Genomic DNA, 23,482 nt, shown 5'->3' on the forward strand with positions numbered 1-23,482 from the left:
AGCGGATCACGCCCCCAGCAGGTTCTGCCCGCACACGCGGACGGTAGTGCCGTTCAGCCATGCGGCGTCCGGTCCGGCGAAGAAGCCGATCGTCTCGGCCACGTCGACGGGCTGGCCACCCTGCGACAGGCTGTTGAGCCTGCGGCCGACCTCGCGGGTCGCGACCGGCATGGCGTCGGTCATCTTGGTCTCGATGAACCCGGGGGCAACCGCGTTGATGGTGATGCCGCGGTCGGCCAGCGTCGGGGCCAGCGCGGCCACGTGGCCGATGACCCCCGCCTTGGACGCGGCGTAGTTGGACTGGCCACGGTTGCCGGCGATGCCCGACATCGACGACACGCACACGATTCGCGCGCCGGCCTCGAGGACGTCGGAGGCCAGCAGGGCGTCGTTGATGCGCTCGATGGCCGACAGGTTGATGTCGAGGACCATGTTCCAGCGCTTCTCGTCCATGCCCGCCATGGTCTTGTCGCGGGTGACCCCGGCGTTGTGGACCACGATGTCGATGCCGCCGTGGCGCTCGGTGGCGTGGTCGATGATCGTCCGGGCCGCGTCGTCGGCGGTGATGTCGACCTGCAGGGCCGTGCCGCCCACGTCGTTGGCGACCTTCGCGAGGTCGTCACCGGCCGACGGCAGGTCCAGGCAGACGACGGTCGCGCCGTCGCGGGCGAGGGTGCGGGCGATGGCCGCGCCGATGCCACGGGCCGCACCGGTGACCACGGCGACCTTGCCGTCGTGGGGCCGGTCGGTGTCGGTGGGGACGACCGGCGGGTGCTCGGTCCGCGGGCCGACGGTGAACCGCTGGCCGGACACGAAGGCCGACCGGCCGCTCAGCAGGAAGCGCAGCGGGGCACCGACGCCGGCCTCGGCGCCCGGGTGCACCTCGACCAGGTTGGCGGTGCCCCCGGCACGCAGCTCCTTGGCGATGGAGCGGACGAAGCCCTCCAGGCTGCGCTGCGCGGTGTGCTCGGCCGGGGAGTCGGTTGCGGTCGGCACGGTGCCGAGGACCACGACGCGGGCGCTGGCGCCGAGCCGGCGGATGGTGGTGTGGAAGAAGTCGTACAGGGCGACCAGCTGGTCGCTGCTGGTCAGGCCGGTCGCGTCGAACACCAGCGCGGCGTAGCGCGGGGTGTCCTCGGCGTCGGCGAGCTCGGTGTGCACCTCGACGTCGGCGGCGGCCAGCGCCTTCGCGACGGTCTCGCGCAGCCGGCCGTCGCCGCCGAGCAGGACGGCACCCTCCAGGAGGGGCTGGCCGGGCTCGTGGCGGCGCAGGGTCGAGGGCTTGGGCAGGCCGACGAGGTCGGCCAGCTTCTCACCGATCTGGGAGTTGACGAACTGGGTGTAACGATCTGCCATGTTGGGGTGCTCCTCGGGTGGAGAGGTGTGTCGCCCGATCGCGTCATGTGGCCGGTTCGGCGACACAGGGGGTGTTGGGGGAGGGCTGGTCAGGCCGGTGTGTCGCCCAGCGGCGTCATGCGGCCGGTTCGACGACACACCGTGGGAGGGGTTACGCGCGCTCGACGATGGCGACCAGGCCGTTGCCGCCGGCCGCACAGACGCTGATCAGCGCACGGCCGCCGTTGGTCCAGTCGTCGCGCTCGGCCAGCAGCTTGGCGGTGGTCGCCACGATGCGGGCACCGGTGGCGGCGAAGGGGTGGCCGGTGGCCAGCGACGACCCGGCGACGTTCAGCTTGTCCATGTCGATGGTGCCGAGGGTGTCGTCCAAGCCGAGCTTCTCGGTGCAGAACGTCTTGTCGTCCCAGGCGGCCAGCGTCGACAGCACGGTGGAGGCGAACGCCTCGTGGATCTCGTAGAGGTCGAAGTCCTGCAGGGTCAGGCCGTTGCGGGCGAGCATGCGGGGCACGGCGTAGGCGGGGGCCATCAGCAGGCCCTCGTGGCCGTGCACGTAGTCGACCGCGGCGGACTCGGCGTCGACGAAGCGGGCCAGCACCGGCAGGTCGTGCTCGGCCGCCCACTCGCGGGTCGACAGCAGCACGGCTGCCGCACCGTCGGTCAGGGGAGTGGAGTTGGCGGCCGTCATGGTGCCGGTCTCGCGGTCACCGAAGACGGGCTTCAGGGTCGCCAGCTTCTCCACGTTGCTGTCGGGCCGCAGGTTGTTGTCCTTCGACAGCCCCAGGAACGGGGTCATCAGGTCGTCGAAGAAGCCGCGGTCGTAGGCGGCTGCCAGGTTGCGGTGGCTGGCCACGGCCAGCTCGTCCTGCGCCTCGCGGGAGATGCCCCACTCGGCGGTGGTGATGGCCTGGTGGTCGCCCATCGCCATGCCCGTCCGGGCCTCGGCGTTGCGGGGGATCTCCGGCACGATCTGGTCGGGCCGCAGGCTGCCGAGCAGCTTGACGTAGTCCATCGGACCCTTGGCGCGGTTGGCCTCCATGAGCACGTGGCGCAGGTCCTCGTTCAGCGCCACCGGCGCGTCGGAGGTCGTGTCGACGCCGCAGGCGATGCCCGAGTCGATCTGGCCGAGGCGGATCTTGTTGGCCACCGCGATGGTGGCCTCCAGCGAGGTGTCGCAGGCCTTCTGGATGTCGAAGGCGGGCGTCTCGGGGGACAGCGCGCTGCCCAGCACCGACTCGCGGACGAGGTTGAAGTCGCGGGCGTGCTTGAGCACCGCGCCGCCGGCCACCTCACCGAGGCGCTGACCGGCCAGCCCGAAGCGGGCGACGAGGCCGTCGAGGGCCGCGGTCAGCATGTCCTGGTTGCTGGCCTTGCTGTAGGCCGTGTTGGAACGGGCGAACGGGATGCGGTTGCCGCCGACGATCACGGCGTCCCGGGGAGTCTGGCTCACGGGTGTGCTCCTTGACTTGACATGGGGTGGATCTGTTGCTGTAACCTGCGGTAACGCTACCGTTGGTAGCACCCTTCGACCAAATCGGGGTCGGGGTGCATGTACCCGGCCCTCTGGAGGATCCCACATGAGCTTGGCAGGAGATGGAATGGGCTTGGCCCTCGGCGGGCTTCGCCGTCTGGCCAGCAGCGAGCTGCTCGACCGTTACGGCCTGCGCGAGCGCGTCGAGGCGCTGGTGCAGTCCAGCACCCGCAACGGCTTCACCGCCGCCGTCGGCGCCGGCCGGCAGTTCGCGAAGGCCAGCAAGGCGATCAACGGTGGCAGGGCTGCCCGGCAGGCCCCGGTCGAGGGCGGCGCGACGCTGTTCGACCTGACCCCCGACGAGGAGCAGCAGATGCTCGTGGAGGGGTTCGGCGACTTCGCCGAGACCCACCTGCGTCCCGCGGCGCGGGAGGCCGACGACACGTGCACCACCCCGGACAAGCTGCGGGCGATGGCCAACGAGATGGGCGCCATGGTCCTGGGCATCCCCAGCGACCTCGGCGGCGTCGTCGACGAGCGGTCCGCCGTCACGAGCGTCCTGGCGCTGGAGGCCATGGCCGCCGGCGACATGGGCCTGACCGCCGGCATCATGGCCCCCGCGGCCGTCGCCTCGGCCCTGTCGCTCTGGGGGGATGCCGACCAGCAGGCCCGCTTCCTGCCGGCGTTCACCGAGGACAACCCGCCGACCGCGGCGCTGGCGATCAGCGAGCCGCACCCGCTGTTCGACCCCACGGTGCTGCGCACCACCGCTCGCCGGGAGGGTGACGAGCTGGTCCTCGACGGCGTCAAGGCGTTGGTCGCCCACGTCGACCGCTGCGACCTGTACCTGGTGTCGGCCGACCTCGAGGGATCCGGCCCCGCGCTGGTCCTGGTCGAGGCCGGCACCGCCGGGCTGGCCGTCAAGGCCGAACCGACCATGGGCGTGCGCGCGACGGCGTCCGGCGAGCTGCTGCTGGAGGGCGTGCGCGTGCCCGCCGCCAACCTGCTCGGCGACGGTGCCCCCGAGGTCCACAGCGAGATGATCGCCCGGACGCGCATCGCCTGGGCCGCCCTTGCCGTCGGTACCGCGCAGGCGGTCCTCGACTACGTCATCCCCTACGTGAAGGAACGCCACGCCTTCGGCGAGCCCATCGCCAACCGGCAGGCCGTTGCCTTCACCGTCGCCAACATCGGCGTGGAGCTGGAGGGCATGCGCCTTGCCACCTACCGCGCCGCGTCGCTGGCCGACCAGGGCAAGCCGTTCGCCCGTGAAGCCGCCGTCGCGGCTCGCCTGGCCGAGGAGAAGGGCATGCAGATCGGCTCCGACGGCGTGCAGCTGCTCGGTGGCCACGGCTACGTCAAGGAGCACCCGGTGGAGCGGTGGTACCGCGACCTGCGCGCCGCCGCCGTCGTCGACGGGATGGTCCTGGTCTAGCACCGGACCACGACCACACCCCGACCGCGACCACGACACCAGGATCCAAGGGAGCACACCGTGATCAACCTCGAAGTCCCCAAGAAGTTCACCCCGGCCATCGACCAGGCCAAGGCCGTCGCCGAGCACGTCCTGCGGCCGATCAGCCGCCAGTACGACCGTGACGAGCACACCTACGCCAAGGAGCTCGACATGCTGGCCGCCGCCATGGCCGGCATGGAGGAGTCCGGGTCCATGAAGGGCACCGGCGCCACCGGTGTGAAGCGCGAGAAGCCGACCAACGGCGAGAACCGCAACGCCTCGAACATGTCGACGGTGCTGTCCATCAAGGAGGCCGCCAAGGGCGACCTCGGCCTGATGCTGACCATCCCCGGCCAGGGGCTGGGCAACTCCGCGATCGCCTCGGTGGCCTCGGAGGAGCAGATGGAGCGGTTCAAGGGCAAGTGGGCCGCCATGGCCATCACCGAGCCCGACGCCGGGTCGGACTCCTCCGCCATCAACACCACGGCGGTCCGCGACGGCGACCACTACATCCTCAACGGCACCAAGATCTTCATCACCGCCGGCGAGCGGGCCGACCTGCTCGTCGTCTGGGCCACGCTGGACAAGGACCTGGGCAAGGCGGCGATCAAGAGCTTCGTCGTCGAGAAGGGCACCCCCGGCCTCAACTTCGTGCGGAGCGAGGACAAGCTCGGCATCCGTGCCTCCGACACCGCCCAGTTCGTCCTGGAGGACTGTCGGGTGCCTGCGGAGAACCTGCTGGGTGACCCCGAGGTCAGCGTCGAGTCGGGCTTCGCCGGGGCGATGCAGACCTTCGACAACACCCGTCCGCTGGTCGCCAGCATGGGCATCGGTGTCGCCGAGGCCTGCCTGGAGCGCACCCGTGAGCTGCTGGCCGAGGCCGGCGTCGAGGTCGACTGGGACAAGCCCGCGCACAGCCAGTCCGCGGCCGCCCAGGCGCTGCTGGACATGGAAGCCGACTTCGAGGCCGCCCGGCTGCTGACGCTGAAGGCTGCCTGGATGGCCGACAACGCCAAGCCCAACTCGCTGGAGGCCAGCTACGCCAAGGCCAAGGCCGGCCGCATGGTCGTCGACGTCGCCCTGCGCTGCGTGCAGCTGTGCGGTCCCGTTGGCTACGGCGAGACCGAGCTGCTGGAGAAGTGGGCCCGTGACGCCAAGATCCTCGACATCTTCGAGGGCACCCAGCAGATCCAGCTGCTGATCATCGCCCGCCGCCTGCTCGGCCTGTCGTCGGCGGAGCTGCGCTGACCGTTCGTCGGGAGCTCCCCGTCCCGATGCCGAGTTGACCGGCGTGGGGGCGGGGACCTACCGTTCGTGGTCGTCCCGCCGTCTGCGGTGGGACGGTCCTGCAAAGGGGAAGCCGGTCCGAGTCCGGCGCTGACCCGCAACCGTGGGCACCATCGAACGTGGTGCAAGCCGGAATGCCTGCGCAGGTGACAGGCTCCTCACACCGTCGTGGTCTGCGGACGGAGCCCATGCCGGCCCCGACGCCACAGGTGGAGCCGCCGGTGATGGGCCCGCTGGGCCCCCACCGAGAAAGCAACTCCCCGAATGACGTCCGTCGTGTCGATCCGTACCCGGGTCACCGTGGTGGCCGCGCTGTGCGCGCTCGTTGCCACCCTTCTCGCCCTTCCCGCCGCGCCCGCCGAGGCGCAGGACGCCAGCGATCAGCAGGCCGCCGCATCGGCTGCCGCCGCGTGGCTCGTCGACCAGCACGCCGAGGGCAGGGTCACCAGCCCCGGTGGCATGGCCGACGTGATCTTCGCGCTGTCCGGTGCCGGCCTCCACGGTGACACCGTCGCCACCATCCGTGCCGAGCTCGAAGCCGCCGTCGTGGCCTACCTCGACGAGGTCGAGACGCCCGACGAGGGCCAGACCGCCAAGGCCATGCTGGGCCTCCGGGCCAGCGGTGGCGACTACACCGACGTCGGGGGAACCGACCTCGAGGCCGAGCTGCGCGCCCTGATGGCCACCGACGGCGGAGACGCCGGCCGGTTCGCCGACGCCACCGTCTTCACCCAGTCCCTGGCGCTGCAGGCGCTGGCCACCACCGCTGGTGGCGTGCCCGAGGCCGCCGCGACGTGGCTGGCGGACCGCCGCTGCCCCGACGGCGGCTGGGAGAACGGGCTGACGGAGATGGCTGGCGTGTCCATGCCGTGTCAGACCCCCGCGGGCGGCGACATCGACACCACCGCGATGGCCGTGCAGGGCCTCCTCGACATCGAGCCGACCGCCGACGAGCGCGATGCCGCCGCGACATGGCTCGCCGACCAGCAGGCCGATGACGGCTCGTTCGGTGGCAACGCCAACTCCACCGGCCTTGCCGCCCAGACACTCCGGGCCCTCGACCTGACCGACGCCGCCGACGCGGCGGCCGAGTTCGTCATCACCCTGCAGAAGCCCGCCGAGGACCCCGAGGCCGGCGCCATCGCCTACACCGTCGACGACGACGGCTCGCTGCTGCTGGCCACTACCCAGGGGATCCTTGCCCTCGGGGCCCCCGCGTTCCCGTCCATCGCCGCCCCTGCGATCGAGGAGCCCGTCAGCGGTGCCTGCACCGACGCCGAGGGCGTCACCGTCACCGTCGACCTGACCTTCTTCGACGGTGGCGAGGTCCTCACCGGCTGTGCGCCGGGGGATCCGGCGTCGGGCCTGGACGCCCTTCGCGAGGCGGCCTTCGACATCACCACGTCCTCCAGCGACTTCGGCGAGTTCGTCTGCGCCATCGAGGGCCTGCCCGAGCTGGCCTGCGAGCAGCCGTTCGAGGGGCAGTACTGGGCGTACTTCTTCGGCAACGCCGACGGATCGTGGACCGGCTACCAGGTCGGTGCCGACACCTCTGACCCCGCTCCCGGCGACGTCGAGGGCTGGGTCTACTCCGACGGGTCCGCCCCGTCGGTTGCCGCCGCCACCGACGGCACGCTGACGCGCGTCGCCGAGGCCGGCCGCATCGAGACCGCCATCGCGGTCAGCCGGGCCACCGTGGCCGATGGTGCGGCGACCGGGCTGGTCGTGGCCCGCGCCGACTCCTTCGCCGACGCGCTTGCCGGGACCCCGCTGGCGGTTGCCGTCGGTGGGCCGTTGCTCATCAGCGGCGCGGACGCGCTGGCCGACGCCGTGGCCGAGGAGATCCAGCGGGTCCTTCCCGCGGAGTCGACCGTGCACGTCCTGGGCGGCACCGCCGCGCTCGGGGACGACGTGGTCGCCGGAATCGAGGCGCTCGGCTACACCGTCGAGCGCGTCAGCGGTGCCGACCGCATCACCACCGCCACGGCCGTTGCCGACGCCGTCGTCGCCGTCCGTGGGACCGAACCCACCGACATCCTGCTGACCACTGCCTTCGACTTCGCCGACGCGCTGGCCGCTGGCACGGCCGCAGCGGCCACCGGCGAGGGTGTGGTCCTCCTGACCCCGTCCGGCGCGCCGCACGATGCGGTCGACGCTTGGATCGAGGCCCACGCCGACGCCACCGTGCATGCCGTCGGCGGCCCGGCGGCCACGGCCTACCCCGACGCCAACCCCATCGTGGGTGCCACCCGAGAGGGCACCGCCGTCGCGGTGGCCGAAGCGTTCTTCGACGGCCCGACCAGCGTCGGTATCGCCCGTCGCGACGACTTCGCCGACGCGCTGGCCGGTGGCCGGCACGCGGCTGGCCTGGGCGCCCCCTTGCTCATCACCCCGACAGACGGATTGTCCGCCGACGTGGCCGCCTACCTGTGCGGAACCGACAGCGTCGAGCAGGCCTTCGTCTACGGCGGCGAGGCCGCCGTGTCGGCTGGTGTGGCCAACGCGGTCGCCGACGCCATCACCGGGGAGGGCTGCGCCTGATGTCACGGGGCCGGCCGATGACCGTGACGTCGCTGCACACGTCGGCGTCGGTCGTGGCCGGCCTGTCGCTCGCCCTGCTCGTCGGCCTGCTCGCCCTGCTGGGCGGGCCCATGGCCGGGCCCGCGCGGTCGCAGGGCGGCGCGTGTCCCGACCAGACGGGGGTCACGGTCGTCGTGGACTTCCAGTCGCTGGGTGGTGGCACGGTCATCGGCTGTGCCCCCGGCCCGGTGGGATCGGGCTTCGATGCCCTCCAGCAGGCCGGATTCGGGTACACCACCGTCACCACGCAGCCGGGCTTCGTCTGCCGGATCGACGGACGGCCTGCCGACCGCGGGTGCGCCGATACCCCACCCGCCGATGCGTTCTGGTCCTACTGGCACGCCGACCGCGGTGGCGACTGGGCCTACTCCACGTCCGGCGCCGGGAGCCGTACCCCGGCCCCGGGAAGCGTCGAGGGCTGGTCGTACAACGTTGACCCGGCAGGCCCGGATCGCACGCCTCCACGCACGGCGCCGCCCGCTCGGGCAGCCGCGCCGGAGCCCACCCCCGGCCCGGACCCGACACCGACGTCGGCGCCGCCAGCGCCGCCCGCCGCGGCCACCCCCGCCCCTGCAACCGGGGGCGACGGACAGGGCGGCGGGCAGGACGGCGACGGGAACGGGCAGGGCACCGCCGACGGTCAGGCCAGCACCGACCCGCAGGGCACGCCCGCGCTGGCGCCTGCTGCCGCGACCGAACGGCCGGTCCCCACGGCCGCGCCGGCGAGCGCGGCGCCCGCTGAGGAGGCCAGCGCGACGCCGACCGCCACACCCACACGGACGGCCACACCCGCGCCCACCACCACACCGACGCCGACCGAGACCACCACCACGGCCCCGACCGGGCCGCCCGACGACGAGCTGGCGGAGGCCGAACCGACCGAGGCCGACCCGACCGGGCCGCCCACGACGCCCCCGGCGACCTCGACCCCGTCCGGGCTGGCCGTCGACGAGGGTTCGCCCGTCGGCACGGTCGTCGGCGCGTCGGTGCTCGTGGCCGTGCTCGGCGCCGCCGGTGTCGTGGTCGTTCGCCGCAGGGAGCCCTGATCGCGATGCACCCCGGCGCCTGGTGGCTGTGGGCACTGGGGCTTGCTGCTGCCGCCAGCCGCACGACCAACCCGCTGCTGCTCGGGCTTGTGCTCGCCGTGGCCCTGCTGGTCGTCGTCGCCCGCCGCACCGATGCGCCGTGGGCGCTGGGCCTTCGGACCTACCTCTTCCTTGCCGGCCTGGTCATCGTCATCCGCCTGCTCTTCGCCGTGGCCGTCGGCGGAGGGGCCGGAACCACCGTGCTGTTCGTCCTGCCCGAGATCCCGCTGCCCGATGTCGTCGCCGGGATCCGGCTGGGTGGCCCCGTCACCCGTGAGGTCCTGCTCGCCGCGTTCTACGACGCGCTGCGCCTGGCCACGCTGCTGCTGTGCATCGGCGCCGCGAACCTGCTGGCGGACCCCAAGCGGCTGCTGCGGCAGGTGCCGGCGGCCCTGCACGAGCTGGGGACCACCGTCGTCGTCGCCCTCACCGTCGCCCCGCAGCTGGTGGAGAGTGTCCAGCGGGTCCGCCGAGCCAGGCGGCTGCGGGGCGAGGACCCCGTGCGCGGCCTCCGTGGACTGCGTCGCGTGCTGGTCCCCGTGCTCGAGGACGCACTGGACCGGTCCCTGGCCCTGGCCGCCGCCATGGACACCCGTGGATACGGCCGGCGGGCCCACGTCCCTCCGGTGGATCGCCGACGCACCGCCCTGCTGCTGCTCGGGGGACTGGTCCTGCTCGTGGTCGGCACCTACGGCCAGCTCGACGCGGCCTCCCCCGCCGTGCTCGGGCTGCCCGCGCTCTTGCTCGGGGTCGGCATGGTGGCGCTCGGCCTCCGCTCCGCCGGCGCGCGCGTCCAGCGGACGGTCCACCGGCCCGACCGCTGGGGCCCGACCGAAACGGTCGTGGCCGCAGCCGGGCTGACCGCCGCCGTGACCGTGGTCGTTGCGGGAGGGCGCGCGCCGGACCTGCTGTTCCCGACCGTGCAGCCCTTCGCGTGGCCGGTCCTCCCGATCCTCGCCACCGCCGGCGTGCTGGTCGCGCTGCTCCCGGCCGCCCTTCCGAACGGTCGTCGCCGATGATCGACCTGCACCGGGTGACCATCACCCACGCCGGGTCGGACCGGCCCGCCCTCCGCGGGATCGACCTCCACGTCGAGGAGGCCGAGCTGTGCGTCGTCGTCGGGGCAACCGGCGTCGGCAAGTCCACCCTCCTCGGCGCCATCAGCGGCCTCGTGCCCCACTTCACCGGTGGGCTGCTCCAGGGACGCGTCGTCGTCGCCGGGCGCGACACGCGCGACCATCCGCCACGAGAGCTGGCCGACGTGGTCGGCACCGTGGGGCAGGACCCGCTGGCCGGGTTCGCCACCGACATCGTGACCGACGAGATCGCCTTCGGCATGGAGCAGCTCGGCGTCGACGCCGCGGCGATGCGCAAGCGGGTCGAGGAGATGCTGGACCTGCTCGGGCTGGCCGACCTCCGCGACCGTCCGCTGCGCACCCTGTCCGGCGGACAGCAGCAGCGGGTCGCCATCGGCGCCGTCCTGGCCGCAGGCCCACGTGTGCTGGTCCTCGACGAACCGACATCCGCGCTGGACCCCACCGCCGCGGAGGAGGTGCTGGCCGCCGTGACCCGCCTGGTCCACGACCTCGGGGTCACCGCCGTCGTCGCCGAGCACCGGCTGGAGCGGATCCTGCAGCACGCCGACACCCTCGTGGAGGTCCGAACGGACGGCACCATCCGCAGCGGCGAACCGGGCCGGATCGCCGCCGACGCCGCCGTCGCGCCCCCGGTCGTCCACCTCGGCCGCGCGCTGGGCTGGACGCCGGTCCCGCTGTCGGTGCGCGACGCCCGCCGCCGCGCGACCTCGCTGCGCGACAGCCTGGGGGCTTCGCCGACCGACTCCGCCCCCGAGGTCACGGTCACCGAGCCCGACACCGCCACCACCCCCCGTCGGTGGCTGCGGTCCGGCCGACGCGCATCCGCCGCCTCCGGCCCGCCTCCGGCGCTCCTCGCCCACGACCTGGTCGTTCGCCACGGCGACGTCCTCGCCGTCGACGGGGTCGACCTGGCGGTCCCCCCGGGACAGGTCGTCGGCCTGATGGGCCGCAACGGCTCGGGCAAGTCCTCGCTCCTGTGGGCCCTGCAGGGCAGCGGCACGCGTGATGGGGGGACGGTGACCGTCGACCAGCGCGATCCGGCCGAGCTGTCCCCGGCCGCCGCGCGACGGCTGGTGGCGTTGGTCCCCCAGACCCCCAGTGACCTGCTGTACGCCGCCACCGTGGGGGAGGAGCTCGCGATCGCCGACCAGCACGGCGAGGTCGCGCCGGGAACGTGCCGTGACCTCCTCGACCAGCTGGTCGGCGACGTCCCCGACGAGCGCCACCCACGCGACCTGTCCGAAGGGCAGCGCCTGGCCCTCGTCCTGGCCGTCCAGCTCGCCGCGGCGCCATCGGTGCTGCTGCTCGACGAACCGACGCGCGGCCTGGACTACGCCGCCAAGGACCGGCTGACCGGGGTCCTCGCACGGCTGGCCGCCGACGGGCTGGCCGTCGTGGTCGCCACCCATGACGTGGAGTTCGCCGCCGGCACCTGTGACCGGGTCGTCGTGATGTCACAGGCCCACGTGATCGCCGACGGTCCCGCGGCAACGGTGATCGGTGCCTCCCCGATGTTCGCCCCGCAGGTGGCCAAGGTCATGCACCCCCACCGCTGGTTGACCGTCGACCAGATCATGGCGGCGCTGCAGGACCGGGCGGGGGCGTCGACGTGAGCGAGACCGCGCTGCGGCCGGGTCCGCACCCAGCGACCACGCCGGTCGTCGGCCTGGGGCGCCGTACCGCGGTGCTGCTGGGTGTGGCGACCGTGCTGGGGCTCGCGTTGTTCTGCTGGCCGCTGCTGCTGCGACCGGGGCCCGGGTGGTCCCACACCACCGACGCCCCGTTCGTGTTCGTGCTTGTCGTCCCGATGGTGCTGGCCGTGGTGCTGGCCGACCTCGCCGACGGGGGCCTCGACGCCAAGTCGCTGGCCCTGCTGGGCATCCTGTCGGCCGTCGGGGCGGTGCTTCGCCCCCTCGGTGCCGGTACGGCCGGGATCGAGCTGGTGTTCTTCCTCCTCGTGCTGGGTGGCCGGGTCCTTGGGCCCGGGGCTGGCTTCGTGCTGGGGTGCACGACGTTGTTCGCCTCGGCCCTCCTGACCGGTGGGGTGGGGCCCTGGCTGCCCTTCCAGATGCTGGCGTCGGCGTGGATCGGCATGACCGCCGGGATGTTGCCCTTCCGTGGTCTCCGGGGGCGGGCCGAGATCGTGCTGCTCTGCGTGCACGGCGTCGTCGTGGCCTACGCCTTCGGGTTCCTCATGAACCTGTCGTTCTGGCCGTTCGCGCTGGGGGCGGACACGGGGCTGTCCTACGTGCCCGGGGGGGCGGTGCTGGAGAACCTGCAGCGGTTCGTGCTGTACACGATCACCACGTCCGCACTGGGATGGGACACCGGCCGGGCGATCACCAACGTGCTCGCGATCGCCCTGCTGGGTCCGGCCGTCCTGGTGGCGCTGCGGCGCGCCACCAGGCGTGCGGCCTTCGGTGCTCCCGTCGTCTTCGAGGACGCCTGACGCCCGGCCGGCGCAACCACAGTGCTCGACGGGAGCCCCGTGGCCACCCGGCTCACAGGGCGCGGATGTGTGATGGCGAGCGTGCGATGTAGTCCAGCGCCCGCTGCATGTCGCCCTCCAGCGATGGGTGGTACCCGGGTCGGACGTACCGGGGTCCCTGCATCGCCAGCCACAGCAGCTTGGGCAGGCGCCCCTTGTCCATGCCAGCGACGTAGCCGCCGATCGGGCGGAACCGCGGCGCGTCGGCGTCCTCGCCCATCAGCACCCGAGTCCCGTCCAGCATCAGGGCGAGCAGCACCGGGAAGACGACCTGCGCGACCGATGCTCGGAGTGCCCAGCTGCCGTTGAGGTGCTGGTAGAGGTCGAAGGCGACGGAGCGGTGCTCGACCTCCTCCGCACCGTGCCATCGCAGCAGGTCCAGCATCACCGGGTCCGCACCGGCCTCGTCGAGGGCGTCGGCCCTCAGGATCCAGTCGCCCAGGACGGCGGTGTAGTGCTCGATCGCCGCGATGATGGCCAGCCGCACGTCGAGCCAGGCCCGTTGCATCCGCCGTCCGGGCAGCCGGTGGTCGCCGAGCAACCGGTCGAAGACGACCTCCAGCCGACGGTCGTAGCCGGCGTGGTCCAGCCCGTGGGCCCGCAGGTGTGCAGCCGCGGTCCCGTGGGCCGTGGCGTGGATGCCCTCCTGGCTCATGAACGCGCGGACCTGGTCGTGCAGCAGGTCGTCGGTGACCAGCGGCAGGGCCTGCTTCATGACCTTGACGAACCAGCGTTCGCCCGCGGGGAGGAACAGGTGGAGGCTGTTGATGACGTGCGTGGAGTGGGCGTCGCCGGGGATCCAGTGCAGCGGGACGTCGGCCCAGTCGAAGCGGGCACGGCGCGGTTGGGGGACGTGCGCGTCGGCACGCGTCGGTGCGTCGGCCCGGGTCTGCGCGGACGCACGGGTGTCGACACGAGGGCGGGGCAGGGCGGTCATCGTGGGTCCTTGCTGCGCGAGCGGGACAGGCCGAGGGCATCGACGGCGGACAACCGCCGCGTGAGGGCGGGGGACAGGCGGGACAGGATCCAGCCGACGTGGGCCTCGGGGCTGACCGGCACGATCGCGCGGTCGTGGCGGATGGCGTCGACGATGGCGCTCGCCACCCGGTCGGGGGTGTAGGCGCGCCGGCGGTACATCGCCGACGCCGTGGTCCGCTTGCGGTCGGCTTCCGCGTCGTCCACGCCCACGAAGGCGGTGCGATCGGTGATGCCGGTGTCGACCACCCCCGGGCAGATGGCGCTGACGCCGATGCCGTGGTCGCCCAGCTCGGCGCGCAGCACCTCCGACAGGCGCAGGACGGCTGCCTTCGTGGCCACGTAGGCGGACATGTCGCGGGCCGGCGTGTAGGCCAGCCCCGAGGAGACGTTGACGATGTGCCCCGGGAGGCCAGCCGCCACCATCTCGGCGGCGAACAGCCGGCTGCCGTGGATCACGCCCCAGAGGTTGACCCCGAGGATGCGGTCCCAGTCCGCCGTCGTGGTGCCGAGGAACGGGCCGGACATGCCGATGCCCGCGTTGTTGACCACGACCGTGGGCACCCCCAGCTCGGCCACGACGTCCTTGACCAGCAGTGCCATGGCGTCGCCGTCGGCCACGTCGACCTCGTGGGTGGAGACCCCCACACCGACGGCGGCGACCTCCACGGCGGTGCGGGCCAGTCCTGCGCCGTCGAGGTCCGCCAGCGCCACGTGCGCGCCGACATCGGCCAGGGCGAGCGCCGTGGCACGGCCGATGCCGTTCGCCGCGCCGGTGACGACGGCGACACGTCCGCCGAGGGGTTGCTGCACCGGTGTGCCCGGGCACAGACGGCTGCGCTCCAGCCGGGGACTGGTCGTCCCGTCCTGAACGTGGCGGACCAGGTCGTGGACGGCGTCGGCGATCGCGGTCGGATGGGTGCGGGGCAGCCAGTGTCCGCCGTGGATCCGCTGGAGGAACGCCTCGGGGGCGAGCTCGGCCAGCTCGTCGAACAACCCCATGGAGACGAACGGATCCTCGGTCCCGATCACGACCTGGGTGGGCACGTGCACCGTGCTGCGCCGTGGACGCATGACGCGGTGCAGGTTGGCGCGGTACAGCTCGACCCCGTTGGCGCCGTCCTCGGCCAGGGTGTCGGCGGGATGGCCCGGGCGCGGTTCGAGGTGTTCCAGCGCCTCCAGGATCCGCACCCCGGTGCCGTTGCGGAACGCCCGTTCCGGCAGGACGGGCAGCTGGAAGGCACCGATGTACCAGGACTTGGCCAGCTGCCGCAGCGCGTTGCGGAGCAGCCGTGGGGATCCCCCGAGCGTCGCGCGCAGCGCCCGCCCCGCATGGTCGAACGACGCGCCCGAGACGCACGTGAACGAGGCGATCCGCGTGGCGATCTCGGGCAGGCACACCGCCTCGAACGCCTGGATGGCGCCCCAGTCGTGGCCGACGACGTGCACCGCTTCGTCGGGCTGGACGTGGTCGAGCACCGTGCGGAGGTCCTCGGCGAGCTGCGCGAACCGGAACCCGTCGCGGTGGTCGGGGCGTCCCGAGGCACCGGCACCGCGGACGTCGTAGGTGACCACCCGAGCCCATGGTGCAAGCGCCTCGACGACCTCCTCCCACACCCGTTGGGTGTCGGGGAAGCCGTGCACGAGGACCACGGTCGGCCCGTCGGTGGAGTGGTGTTCGACGGCCAGCCGGACCCCATCGGTAGCGGTCAGGGTCGTGCGCACGGGAGCGGCTCCTCGGTGTCTGTGATTCGTACCATCACAGAATGCTCCATCAAATGATGGCGCATGGCAAGATGTTCCGGGCGAGTGCCGTTGTCGCCTGTTCCGCAAACAGGGGCTGGTTCGAGCGGCGGCGAGGGCGCACACTGGGGGCATGGAGGCTGAGGGGCGTTCTGGTTCGACGGTGCCGCGTGTGCCGACCGCGCAGCCGATCGCGGACCTGCTCGACCTCTTCTGCCGCCGGTGGAGCCTGCGGATCCTCTGGGAGCTGCGGGACGGGGGCTCCATGACCTCCCGTGCGCTTCGCGCTGCCTGTGGAGGAGTGTCCGCGGGTGTCCTCCAGCAGCGCCTCGACGAGCTCCGGAGCGCCGGCATCGTGACCGTCAACGGGGGGTATCGCCTGACCCCCGACGGCCTCGACCTCCTGGCGCGCATGGCCCCGCTGGAGGAGTGGGCCGAGGCCTGGGCACACCGCTCGACCTGAGGCCACGTTTGCCTGCGCGCCGACCGGAAACGGTCATCGCGAGGAGGCGATCGTCCATGACAACCCGTTCGCGCGTCCAGCGCACCGTCGCTGGCCTCGCGCTGCTGGTCGGGGCGGGCTGGTCGGGGACCGCGGTGCTGGCTGGGCTCCTGCTCCAGGCGTTCTCGTGCCCCACCAGCTGCGCCCCGGACGTGGCCGCCCTGCTGGCCGGCACGGGCGTCCTGATCACCATCCTGGCCCTGGGCGGCTTGGGGCTGTACCTCGTCGTGACCGCCGTGCTCGGCCGGACCGACCCACGGGTCGGCTCGATGGCCACGGCCACGACCGCCGCCATCGTGCCGGTCGGCCTGCTGGTCGTCGCCGCCGACAGCACCGGCCTGGAACCCATCGCCGGTCAGCTCCTGGCGGCTGCGGTGCTGCTGCTCGGCGTGGCGGGGATCGCGGCCGCCCGAGCGCGCCGGCCCACCCTTCGGGCGACCGCCGCAGGTGCGGCGGGCCTCCTGGCGGTGGTCGTGCTGACCGTGCTGACGCTGATGTGAGGCTGGCCCGATCCGAGGCGGTCCCCGGAGGTGTGGTTGTCGCGGGACGTGCGGTAGCCCGGGGTCCCGCCCGACCGGCCGGGCGACGTCGAGGGTTGCGATCGAGGGGGTGGCTACCATTCGACGACGATGGCTGACCCTCGCCCCATCGGGGTGTTCGACTCCGGCGTCGGCGGGCTGACCGTGGCCCGGGCGCTCATGGACCTGCTCCCCGACGAGCGGGTCATCTACCTCGGTGACACCGCCCGCGGTCCCTACGGGCCCCGCACGGTGGAGGAGGTCCGGGCGTTCACCGCCGACGACGTCGGCTGGCTGGCCGAGCAGGACGTCAAGTTCGTCATCGCCGCGTGCAACACGGCGACAGCCGCCGCGCTGGAGCTCGACCCGCTGACGTTCGACCTGCCGGTCCTCGGCGTCATCGAACCGGCGGTCGAGACCGCGATCCGCGTCACCCGCAGCCGACGCATCGGCGTCATCGGCACGCAGGTCACGATCTCCTCCGGCGCCTACGACCGGGCGGTCGAGCGGCTGGGATCGGTCGACACAAAGCTGACGAGCGCTGCGTGCCCGCGCTTCGTGACCCTCGTCGAGCAGGGTCGGACGACCGACCCGGAGGTGCTGGAGGTCGCCGAGGAGTACCTGGCGCCCATGAAGGCCGCGCAGGTCGACACCCTGATCCTCGGCTGCACCCACTACCCGCTGCTGACCGGCGTGATCAGCTACGTCATGGGACCCGACGTCACCCTCGTCTCCTCGGCCGAGACCTGCGCACGGGCCGTGTTCGCCCACCTCGTCGACGCCGACCTGCTGGCCCACACCCAGACCCCCCAGCACCGCTTCGCCGCCACCGGCGACCCCGCCGACTTCGCCCGCCTCGCAGAACGGTTCCTGGGCCCGAGGATCAGGGACGCCGATGTCGAGCCAGCCTGAGGACCCGAGCGGAGCGAGGCCCGGAGGGCTGGCTCCGGGGGGTCGAAGGGGGGGTGGAGCGTCAGCGAGCCCCCCTGGGTGAACATGTCGAGCCAGCCTGACCCGAGCCCAGCGCGGACGGGCGTGGACCGCATCTCCTAGACTCCCCGGCCATGAGCCGCACCACCACCCCGCCGCACCGCCGGGACCGCCACCCGTGACGGTCACCGTCACCGTCATCGGCAGCGCCGGGACGCACTCCTCCGCCGAACGGGTGTGCTCCTCCTACCTCGTGACCCACGAGGGCACCGACCTCCTGCTGGACATCGGGTCGGGTGCGCTGCACAACCTGTCGAAGGTCCGCGACATCGCCGACCTCGACGGGTTGGTCATCAGCCACATGCATCCCGACCACTACATGGACGTCTTCGGGCTGAACTACGCGCTGCGCTTCCACCCCGCGACGCCCGACCCGATCCCCGTGTACGGACCGGCCGACATGTACCCGGTGGTCAGCACCACCCTGCCGGAGGAGTCGGTGGAGAAGATGGCCGACCTGCTGCACTTCCACACGGCCGCGGCCGGGGACCGTGTGCACGTCGGGGACATGGCCATCGAGCTGTTCGCGATGAACCATCCGACGGAAACCCTCGGCAGCCGCATCACGATCGGGGACACCGTCGTGGCGTTCACCGGCGACACCGCCCCGACCCCCGAGATCGACCGGCTGGCCGCCGACGCCGACCTGCTGATCTGTGACGCCACGTGGCTCGAGTCCCAGCGGCCCCTGCCCGCTGACGTGCACTGCACCGGCGCCGAGGCCGGTCGGGCAGCCGCCTCCGCCGGGGCTCGCCGTTTGCTCATCACCCACGTCTCGCCCTACAACGACCCACAGGCGGTCGCCGACGAGGCCGCCACCCACTACGACGGCGAGGTCATCGTCGCCGTCGACCTCATGGAGATCGACCTTTGACCGACCAGCCCGCACGTCCCGACGGCCGTGCCACCGACCAGCTCCGCCCCCTCACCATCACCACCGGCATGCAGGCCTACGCGGAGGGATCCGCCGACATCACGATGGGGGAGACCCGTGTCCTGTGCTCGGCGAGCATCAGCGACGACGTGCCCCGCTGGCTGCGCGAGTCCGGGTCGGGCTGGATCACCGGTGAGTACTCCATGCTCCCCCGCGCCACCCGAGAACGGACCGACCGCGAGGCCACCCGCGGCAAGCAGAAGGGCCGTACCGTGGAGATCCAGCGGCTCATCGGCCGGTCCCTCCGTGCGGCCGTCGACCTCGACCACCTCGGTGGGGTGTCGATCACGCTGGACTGCGACGTCCTGCAGGCCGACGGCGGCACACGAACCGCATCGATCAGCGGCGCCTGGGTGGCGCTGGCGGTCGGGCTGCGCACGGCGGCCGAGCGGGAGATCATCACGGCCGTCCCCGAGCTGACCCAGATCGCCGCGGTCAGCGTCGGCATCGTCGACGGCGAGCCGCGGCTGGACCTGTGCTACGACGAGGACGCCGGCGCCGAGACCGACATGAACGTCGTCATGTCCGGCGACGGCCGGCTCATCGAGGTGCAGGGCACCGCCGAGGGCGTGCCGTTCAGCCGCGAGGAGCTGACCGACATGCTCGACCTGGCCGCCGCGGGCTGCGAGCAGCTGTTCGCCGCGCAGCGCGACGCGGTCGCCGCCGCGTGACCGCCCGGCTGGTCCTGGCCACCCACAACGCCGGCAAGGTCGCGGAGCTTCGTGACATCCTGACCGGCCTCGACGTCGAGCTGCTCGGTGCCGACGACGTCGACCTGCCCGACGTGGAGGAGACCGGGGAGACGTTCGCCGCCAACGCCGTCCTCAAGGCGACCGTCTGCGCCGCTGCGGTCGGGCTGCCGTGCGTGGCCGACGACAGCGGACTGGTCGTCGACGCCCTCGACGGTGCACCCGGGGTGTACTCCGCCCGCTACGCCGGCCCCCAGCGCGACGACGAGGCCAACCTGCAGCTGGTGCTCGACCGCACCGCGGGGGAGGAGGCCCCGACCGCACGGTTCGTCTGCGCCGCGGCCATCGCCATGCCCGACGGCACCGTGAAGGTCGTCGAGGGCACGATGGAGGGCACCATCGTCCGTCCCCCGCGCGGCGACAACGGCTTCGGCTACGACCCGATCTTCCAGCCCGAGGGACACGACCGCACCTCCGCGGAGATGGCCCCCGAGGAGAAGCACGCCATCAGCCACAGGGGGAGGGCGTTCCGGGCGTTGCGGCCGCACATCCACGCGATGCTCGCCGCGGCACCGTCGAGCGAACCGCCCACCGAGCAGGGCTAGGGACACCGGCCATGGAGGACGCCCGGGCCGCGCTGGCCTTCGCCGACCACCTCGCGATCCAGCTGCGCGCGGACTTCCCGCTGATCGTCGTCGACTCCCTGGAGGAACAGCGCGTCGTCGCCCGGGCCGCCGAGGTGTGTCGCACCCTCCACGTGCGCTGCCTGACCTGGGACGTCATGACGGGGTTCACCTCGGTCACCGAGGGGCGGCCGATGGCCCCGGCGACCGACGCCATCGACGTGTTGTCCCGCCTGCGACAGATGAGCAGCGACACCCTGGTCGTCCTGAAGGACTTCCACCACGAGTGGGAGGACCACCGGATCCTCCGGGCCGTCCGCAACTACGCCCAACGCGGCGGCGCGGCCGGGCCGACCGTGCTGGTCGTCGGGGCCGGCGCGACGGTGCCGGAGGCGCTGCGGGACACCGCGGTCACCCTCACCCTCCCCCCGCCGAGCCGCAGCGAGCTCCAGGAGGTCCTCAGCGAGGTCTGCCGCACCCGCTGGGCGGAGTCGCGACTGGACGCCGCTGGCCTGGAACACCTCGTCGACTCCGCGCTGGGGCTGACGCTTGAGCAGGCACGACGGGTCTTCACCAAGGCCGTGGTCAACGACGGCGTGCTGGACCTGCGCGACATCGAGCTCGTCCTGGAGGAGAAGAAGGCCGTCATCGCGTCCTCCGGGGCGCTGGAGTACGTCGAGCCGACCGTCCGCCCCGAGGACGTCGGTGGCCTGGATGCCCTCAAGGAATGGCTCCGCCTGCGCGAGCGGACCTTCAGCGCGGCCGCCCGGGACTTCGGGCTGCCCCCGCCCAAGGGGGTCGCCCTGATCGGCCTCCCCGGCACGGGCAAGTCGTTGACCGCCAAGGCCATCGGTGCCCTCTGGGGGGTCCCGCTGCTCCGCCTGGACGTCGGCGCCATCTACTCCTCCTACATGGGCGAGTCCGAACGTCGGGCCCGCCACGCGCTGCAGGTCGCCGAGGCCATCGCGCCGTGCGTGGTCTGGATCGACGAGATGGAGAAGGCGCTCGCCCACGGTGGCAACGACACGGGCACCTCCACCCGGGTCATGGGGACGCTGCTGACGTGGATGGCGGAGAAGACCTCGCCCTGCTTCGTGGTGGCCACCGCCAACGACGTCGGCGCCCTTCCCCCGGAGCTGCTGCGCCGCGGACGGTTCGACGAGATCTTCTTCCTCGACCTGCCGAGCCGGCAGGAACGAGCCGAGATCCTCGCCGTCCACATCCGCCGCAGCGGACGGGACGTGACCGGGTACGACCTGGACGCCGTCGCCGACCGGACGGAGGGGTTCGTCGGCGCCGAGCTGGCCCAGGTCGTCCACGACGCCCTCCTGACCGCCTTCGATGCCAGCCGGGAGCTGTCGACCCCGGACCTGGTGGCGGCGGCCGGCCGTGTCGTGCCCCTCTCGGTCGCCCAGCGCGAGCGGGTCGGGGCGCTGCGGTCGTGGCTGGCGGAGGGACGGGCACAGCCGGCGTCGGGCCACCGCCCCTGGTGACGGCAGCTCGACGAACGCCTCCCGACGAGCGCGAACGCGCCGAAAATAGTCATTTCGAGCCATGTCGAGGGCACGGCGACGCGTCGACACTGAGGACATGCAGTCTGCTGGCTCCTCCGTTCGGGGCCACCGCGACACCGATACGTACACGACCTGGTTGGTCGGCCTCCTGGCCGCCCTGTTCAGCCTGCCCGTGCTCCGGATGGCCGCGGTGGGTACCCCTCGGCTGGGCCTGCCGGTGCACCTTGCCGCCGCGTCGATCGCCGGCACCCGCGGGGGTGTCGGTCCGCCGCACGCCGACGGTGAGGTCATCGATCCCGAGATCGTCGAGCACGTCCGCGCCGCCCAGCAGGGCAACGCCTACTCCTTCTCGGTGCTCTACGACACCTACGTCGACAAGGTCTACGCCTACTGCTACCACCGGGTCGGCGACCGCCAGACCGCCGAGGACCTGACCTCCGACGTCTTCATGCGCGCACTCAAGCGCATCGACAGCTTCTCCTGGCAGGGCAAGGACTTCGGGGCCTGGCTGGTCACGATCGCCCGCAACCGGTGCCACGACCACTTCAAGTCGGCCCGCTTCCGCATGGAGAACGCGGTGGCCGAGGTCTACGACTCCGTGGACGACCAGCCGACCTACGACGCCCGTCCCGAACGCAACCTCGAGGTGCAGGAGATGCGCCGACAGGTCCACGAGGCGCTGGCCAAGCTGAAGAGCGAACAGGCCGAGGTCCTCTACCACCGCTTCCTGCAGGGCTACGACGTGGAGACCACCGCCAAGGTGATGGACAAGAACGAGGGCGCCATCCGCGCGCTGCAGTACCGCGCGCTCAAGGCGCTCGCCAAGCACGTCGACGTCGAGGCGCTCCTGTGACCGCCGCCGTGGACCAAGCCGTGGACGGGGGCCAGCCGTGAGCCGCCGCGACGAGATCGACCGCCTCGCACGCCTGCTCGAGGGGCAGGACGTGCCTGCCGGCACCGTCGGTGAACAGGCCGAACGGCAGGAGCTGAGCGCGCTCGCCACCCTGCTGCGGGAGGCCGCACCGGAGGTGCCACCGATGCGGCCGGAGTTCAGGGCCGAGCTGCGCGCCCAGGTCGTCGAGGCCGCCCGTGAGCAGCGCCGCGAGGCGCCGTTCCTGACGCGCCTCCGCGAGGGGGTGCAGCGCTTCCGCTACTCCACCGGCCTCGCCGGCGCGACCGGCTTCGCGTCGATGGCGCTGGCTGGTGGCGGCGTCGCCGGTGCGGCCGAGCGAGCCCAGCCGGGCGACGTGCTGTACGGCACCAAGCTGGTCATCGAGGACGTCCGGCTGTCCGCGACCTTCGATCAGGTCGCCCGTGGCCACAGGGCCATGTCCTACGCGCTCGACCGCCTGGACGAGGCCGCGCTGGCGGCTGCCGACGGCGACGGCGGCGGGGCTGCCGTTGCGCTCCGCGGCGCCAGCGACCGCACCGAGGAGGGGCAGCGGCTGGTCACCGAACACGGCGAGACCGGCGACCTGCTGGACCTCGCCGACGTGCTGGTGGAGGAGGAGGAGCGACTTGCCGCCCTCGCCCCGCTGCTCGACGGTGCCGCCCTCGACGCCGCCGACGAGCTCCGACAGGTGCTGGCGGACGCCCGTGACGCGATCGCCGACGCGCTGCCGACCGGCGTGGAGATGCCCGATGGCCCGGCCCCGGTCGACGTGACGACCACCCCACCGACCGTCCCGTCCGTCGACGACGTGACCCCGACGACCCCGCCGACCCCCGGCGCCCCCACGACCACCCCGCCGTCGGAACCCGTCATCCAGGATCCGACCGGCGACCTGCCGGACCCCGGCCTGCCGGACCTTCCCGTCCCGCTGCCCGATCCGGGGGACGTCCTCCCGCCACCGGACCTGCCGATCGAGGTCCCCACGCAGGTTCCGACCGGCGTGGTGCCCGACGCCGTCGACGGGGTCCTGGACGCCGTCGACGGTGTGCTGGACACGGTCGATGACACCGTCGACCAGGTCGATGGCACGCTCGGCGACGTCGTGGACACCGTGGACGCCGTGCTGCCGGACCCGCTCGACGACGTCGTTCCCGACGTGGGGCAGGTCCTCGACGGGGCCGGCGACGTGGTGGATGATGCAGGCTCCACCGTGGGCGACGTGCTGGATGCCGTGTCAGGCAACAGCGGTTCCGGCACCATCGGTGGCATCCTCGGAGGAGGCTAG

At 72.7% G+C, this 23,482-nt stretch carries 20 protein-coding genes and 1 riboswitch; of the genes, 16 read left to right on the forward strand and 4 right to left on the reverse strand.

Going from position 1 to position 23,482, the window contains the following annotated elements:
- Positions 1–6: 6 nt before the first annotated feature.
- Positions 7–1,356 carry a 3-oxoacyl-ACP reductase gene (locus CUC05_RS02045; RefSeq protein ID WP_108664426.1) on the reverse strand — a complete coding sequence of 450 codons (1,350 nt, stop codon included), beginning with the start codon at positions 1,354–1,356 and terminating at the stop codon, positions 7–9.
- 151 nt (positions 1,357–1,507) lie between these two features.
- Positions 1,508–2,803 (reverse strand): acetyl-CoA C-acetyltransferase, encoded by a 1,296-nt coding sequence (locus CUC05_RS02050; RefSeq protein WP_240606180.1) that lies wholly within the window; start codon positions 2,801–2,803, stop codon positions 1,508–1,510.
- A 148-nt stretch (positions 2,804–2,951) separates the two neighbouring features.
- Here CUC05_RS02050 and CUC05_RS02055 point away from each other — a divergent pair, with 148 nt between their 5' ends.
- The 7 genes from CUC05_RS02055 to CUC05_RS02085 all read left to right on the forward strand — a co-directional run bounded on the left by CUC05_RS02055 (position 2,952) and on the right by CUC05_RS02085 (position 12,778).
- Positions 2,952–4,259: an acyl-CoA dehydrogenase family protein gene (locus tag CUC05_RS02055; protein ID WP_108664428.1), complete on the forward strand. Its 1,308-nt coding sequence runs from the start codon at positions 2,952–2,954 to the stop codon at positions 4,257–4,259.
- A 60-nt stretch (positions 4,260–4,319) separates the two neighbouring features.
- Positions 4,320–5,528: an acyl-CoA dehydrogenase family protein gene (locus tag CUC05_RS02060; RefSeq protein WP_108664429.1), complete on the forward strand. Its 1,209-nt coding sequence runs from the start codon at positions 4,320–4,322 to the stop codon at positions 5,526–5,528.
- Between the two features lie 68 nt (positions 5,529–5,596).
- A riboswitch (cobalamin riboswitch) is annotated at positions 5,597–5,726 on the forward strand.
- Positions 5,727–5,843: 117 nt separating this feature from the next.
- Positions 5,844–8,108 carry a cell wall-binding repeat-containing protein gene (locus CUC05_RS02065; RefSeq protein WP_157965116.1) on the forward strand — a complete coding sequence of 755 codons (2,265 nt, stop codon included), beginning with the start codon at positions 5,844–5,846 and terminating at the stop codon, positions 8,106–8,108.
- Between the two features lie 17 nt (positions 8,109–8,125).
- The gene (locus CUC05_RS02070; RefSeq protein ID WP_108664431.1) at positions 8,126–9,193 is read left to right on the forward strand and encodes a hypothetical protein; all 1,068 of its coding nucleotides are present in this window, start codon (positions 8,126–8,128) and stop codon (positions 9,191–9,193) included.
- Between the two features lie 5 nt (positions 9,194–9,198).
- A complete protein-coding gene (locus tag CUC05_RS02075) occupies positions 9,199–10,251 on the forward strand; it encodes a CbiQ family ECF transporter T component (RefSeq protein ID WP_108664432.1) in 1,053 nt (350 codons plus the stop codon).
- Positions 10,248–11,942 carry an ABC transporter ATP-binding protein gene (locus CUC05_RS02080; RefSeq protein ID WP_108664433.1) on the forward strand — a complete coding sequence of 565 codons (1,695 nt, stop codon included), beginning with the start codon at positions 10,248–10,250 and terminating at the stop codon, positions 11,940–11,942. Before CUC05_RS02075 ends, CUC05_RS02080 begins: the two co-directional genes overlap by 4 nt.
- Complete coding sequence (locus tag CUC05_RS02085; RefSeq protein WP_240606181.1) at positions 11,939–12,778, forward strand: ECF transporter S component; 840 nt, start codon at positions 11,939–11,941, stop codon at positions 12,776–12,778. Before CUC05_RS02080 ends, CUC05_RS02085 begins: the two co-directional genes overlap by 4 nt.
- A gap of 52 nt (positions 12,779–12,830) precedes the next feature.
- On the opposite strand, the gene CUC05_RS02090 is transcribed toward CUC05_RS02085, so the two are convergent.
- Together CUC05_RS02090 and CUC05_RS02095 are read right to left on the reverse strand one after the other, a co-directional pair.
- On the reverse strand, positions 12,831–13,754 hold the full coding sequence (locus CUC05_RS02090; RefSeq protein ID WP_108664434.1) for a metal-dependent hydrolase: 924 nt from the start codon (positions 13,752–13,754) through the stop codon (positions 12,831–12,833).
- On the reverse strand, positions 13,751–15,517 hold the full coding sequence (locus CUC05_RS02095; protein WP_205712091.1) for an SDR family oxidoreductase: 1,767 nt from the start codon (positions 15,515–15,517) through the stop codon (positions 13,751–13,753). The genes CUC05_RS02090 and CUC05_RS02095 overlap by 4 nt, the downstream gene beginning before the upstream one ends.
- A gap of 190 nt (positions 15,518–15,707) precedes the next feature.
- Between CUC05_RS02095 and CUC05_RS02100 the strand changes: the two genes are divergently transcribed.
- The 9 genes from CUC05_RS02100 to CUC05_RS02140 all read left to right on the forward strand — a co-directional run bounded on the left by CUC05_RS02100 (position 15,708) and on the right by CUC05_RS02140 (position 23,482).
- On the forward strand, positions 15,708–15,998 hold the full coding sequence (locus tag CUC05_RS02100) for a winged helix-turn-helix transcriptional regulator (protein WP_205712092.1): 291 nt from the start codon (positions 15,708–15,710) through the stop codon (positions 15,996–15,998).
- 56 nt (positions 15,999–16,054) lie between these two features.
- On the forward strand, positions 16,055–16,537 hold the full coding sequence (locus CUC05_RS02105; protein WP_108664437.1) for a hypothetical protein: 483 nt from the start codon (positions 16,055–16,057) through the stop codon (positions 16,535–16,537).
- 129 nt (positions 16,538–16,666) lie between these two features.
- Positions 16,667–17,467 (forward strand): glutamate racemase, encoded by an 801-nt coding sequence (gene murI / locus CUC05_RS02110; RefSeq protein ID WP_108664438.1) that lies wholly within the window; start codon positions 16,667–16,669, stop codon positions 17,465–17,467.
- A 196-nt stretch (positions 17,468–17,663) separates the two neighbouring features.
- Entirely contained in the window at positions 17,664–18,419 is a 756-nt protein-coding gene (locus CUC05_RS02115) for an MBL fold metallo-hydrolase (protein WP_157965117.1), read from the forward strand.
- A gap of 68 nt (positions 18,420–18,487) precedes the next feature.
- Positions 18,488–19,150, forward strand: coding sequence for a ribonuclease PH (rph, locus tag CUC05_RS02120; RefSeq protein ID WP_170127900.1), 663 nt, complete (start codon positions 18,488–18,490; stop codon positions 19,148–19,150).
- On the forward strand, positions 19,147–19,773 hold the full coding sequence (locus CUC05_RS02125; protein WP_108664441.1) for an XTP/dITP diphosphatase: 627 nt from the start codon (positions 19,147–19,149) through the stop codon (positions 19,771–19,773). The genes rph and CUC05_RS02125 overlap by 4 nt, the downstream gene beginning before the upstream one ends.
- An 11-nt stretch (positions 19,774–19,784) precedes the next feature.
- Positions 19,785–21,284 carry an AAA family ATPase gene (locus CUC05_RS02130; protein ID WP_108664442.1) on the forward strand — a complete coding sequence of 500 codons (1,500 nt, stop codon included), beginning with the start codon at positions 19,785–19,787 and terminating at the stop codon, positions 21,282–21,284.
- A 97-nt stretch (positions 21,285–21,381) separates the two neighbouring features.
- Positions 21,382–22,158, forward strand: coding sequence for a sigma-70 family RNA polymerase sigma factor (locus tag CUC05_RS02135; RefSeq protein WP_157965118.1), 777 nt, complete (start codon positions 21,382–21,384; stop codon positions 22,156–22,158).
- A 37-nt stretch (positions 22,159–22,195) separates the two neighbouring features.
- Positions 22,196–23,482: a DUF5667 domain-containing protein gene (locus CUC05_RS02140; RefSeq protein ID WP_108664444.1), complete on the forward strand. Its 1,287-nt coding sequence runs from the start codon at positions 22,196–22,198 to the stop codon at positions 23,480–23,482.

Origin of the sequence: Euzebya rosea (assembly GCF_003073135.1) — a bacterium.
Classification (GTDB): Bacteria; Actinomycetota; Nitriliruptoria; order Euzebyales; family Euzebyaceae; genus Euzebya; species Euzebya rosea.